At 58.8% G+C, this 2,558-nt stretch carries 4 protein-coding genes; all 4 read right to left on the reverse strand.

The annotated features are described in order from the left end of the window. Positions 1 to 686, reverse strand: a 686-nt coding sequence (locus tag AC0AP0_RS11695) for a DUF881 domain-containing protein (protein ID WP_490430591.1), incomplete at its 3' end; no start/stop codon positions are given. A 4-nt stretch (positions 687 to 690) separates the two neighbouring features. After that, positions 691 to 1,023 (reverse strand): small basic family protein, encoded by a 333-nt coding sequence (locus tag AC0AP0_RS11700; RefSeq protein ID WP_015021764.1) that lies wholly within the window; start codon positions 1,021 to 1,023, stop codon positions 691 to 693. A 1-nt stretch (position 1,024) separates the two neighbouring features. Beyond that, positions 1,025 to 1,981: a DUF881 domain-containing protein gene (locus tag AC0AP0_RS11705; protein WP_490430592.1), complete on the reverse strand. Its 957-nt coding sequence runs from the start codon at positions 1,979 to 1,981 to the stop codon at positions 1,025 to 1,027. Beyond that, positions 1,974 to 2,558, reverse strand: a 585-nt coding sequence (locus tag AC0AP0_RS11710; protein ID WP_490430593.1) for a CDP-alcohol phosphatidyltransferase family protein, incomplete at its 5' end; no start/stop codon positions are given. The genes AC0AP0_RS11705 and AC0AP0_RS11710, both read right to left, overlap by 8 nt.

Genomic DNA, 2,558 nt, shown 5'->3' on the forward strand with positions numbered 1-2,558 from the left:
AGGCTGTCCGGGTCCCCGATGGCCTTGACGACATAGGGGCTTTGCAGCTTGGAGTGGTCGCACTGCAGGCCGGTGCGGGTATCCAGCAGATAGGTGTTGGTGACCACCCTGACATCGTTGAAGGATATGACCTCGGCTCCTGCATTGCGCAGCTCCTCGATCAGGTTGAACATAGTCGAGGCATCCACTCGGTCGCTTTCCTCGGTGACCCTCACCACCACTCCCCTGCCCTGGGCCGGCAGCCGTCCGGAGAGGATGCCGCTGCTCTGTTCGTTCTGCTGGGCGATGCGGGCGGCCTCCTTTTGCTTGTCAGCGGCGGACTTGATAGAAGTCAGCTGCTGGTTGAGTTGGCTCTTGCGCTCCTCCAGCTTATCGACCTGGTTGCTGGTCTCGTCCAGCACCCGCACAAGCTCTTCCTCCGATAGGCTCTGGTAGGAGGACTGGTTATTGCGCACTTGAACGGCGTATCCGAAGCCTAGCAGGGCGCACATAAGGGCCACCAAGACGCTGGTGACCAACCTGACCCTGGTGGCGTTGGAGTTGAGTGTGCGCAGAGGCCGCCGACGAACCACCGGGAAAGCACCGGTCTGCGTATCGTCGGATGGAGCCCTGACCCGCCCAGGCCGCCTGGGTGGAATGCTTTCGGGCATCTGTTCATCGCGTTTCTTCCTGAGGGTGTGTCTCATATGCTCACCCCTTGAAAATGAACCGTCGAATAGCGGAGACGTTGGAGAAGATGCGAATGCCCAGGACCACAATGACGGCTGTGGACAGCTGAGAGCCCACACCCAGCTGATTGCCCAGGAAGACCAGAAGTGTGGCGGTAATCACATTGGAGATGAAGGAGACCACGAAGACCCGATCCGAGAAGCTGCGCTCGAAGTAGGAACGGACTGCGCCCATCAATGCATCCAAGGCCGCCACCACCATAATGGGCAGGTAGGGCTGCAGGACGATGGGAATGTCGGGCTTGAGGAAGATGCCCGCCACCACGCCTAGGATCAGGCCGAGAATTGCCGACATGTCAATGACTCCTTCCGGCATAGGACAGATTGGGCAGACCGACTGCATTCAGGTTCAGGCGCCGCTGCTTGTTTACATTGACGGTAATGTTCGCATTCTTCAGGTCACGCAGGCGGCTCTTCAGATCGCTGCGAGACATCAGATCAGACAGTGCACCCTGGTCGCCTATGGCCTCAATCTTGTAGGGGGCCTCAACGGAAGCGGTCCCCACCAGGATGGTCTGACCGGCCGTGCGCACTGATGTCTGTGTTCCTATTCTATTGCCGTTGATGGCAATGGCCTCGGCACCCGCAGACCAGAGCTTGGTCAGAAACCACTGCAGGTCCTGGTCGGTGACCAATTTGATCTGATCCGCATTGTCCCGGACATCCTTGGAGGCAATGGGGTTGGCCAGGGTGATAACGATGCCTTGGCCCTGCACCTTGCTGGTACCGTTGGTCAGATCGTCAGCGGTCTGGGTGCTGCTCTGGCCTTGGCCGCCAACTTGACCCGAAAGCGTGTCGATATTTCCGTTGAGGTCTGAAATCTGACCGTTGAGGTCATTGGCACGTTTGCTGACCACCTCCACTTGGGAGATCAGCTTTTCACGTACCTTCTGACGCGGGTCCCGGTGCAGCACCTGCACTATGCCCGTGCCAGCCAAACCAACCAGCACACAGATGACAAAGACCAGGATCCTGTTGACCCAGACGCTCAGCGGTGATCTGCGTTCAGCAGGCAGCAGGCGGGCATCCTCGAACATAGGATCCATGGGGCGGTTGGTCAGATCGTCTATCAGCCTCAAGGACTCATCGGCCATGCGCCGACGAATGGACTCCTGTGAGGGCTCAGAGCTCTCTTCATCAACATAGTGGCGTTCCAGACCAGAAGTGGAATGCGAAAAAGCCGTCCGGCGGTGAATCAGGGCACGGTCGGGCGGCACGGGGAAGGATTCAGGCATCCTCTGCGGTTCAGTCATGATGGCGGTCCTGACGAATCAGTCCGATGCCTTGACGTGCGTATATCAGCCCTGCCAGCCAATAGAGGCCCACCCCCCAAATGACGGCTGCCAGGGCCACCAGATGAAAGAAGCGGAAGAAGGGTGAAGTACCCACATCCGCGAAGATCAGGGCCGGTATGGCCAGCATGAGTACGGCTGTGCCAGTCTTGCCCGCGAAGTGAACAGGCAGAGGACCATAGTTGTGCTGAGCCAGCACCAGAACCAGCAGACCCATGAGCACGTCCCGGGCCCCGACCAGGGCCAGAAGCCACCAGGGCAGGATCGAGGCAATACTCAGGGCAAGGACGGAGCAGAGAATGAGTAGACGATCGGCAACCGGATCCAGGATCTGCCCCAGCTTGCTGACCTGGTTGAACCTGCGGGCAATGATTCCGTCCACCCCATCTGACAGGGCCGAAATCAGCATGACCACCAGAGAGATGATCAGGTGCCGATTGGCCACCAGGTAGGCAATAAGTGGTATGGATAGGATACGGAGCAGGCTGATGACATTCGGTACAGTGAGAATCACAGACCGCGGCTCAGGGCTGTACCT

This window comes from Bifidobacterium sp. POST2/T3 (B1), from assembly GCF_058197115.1.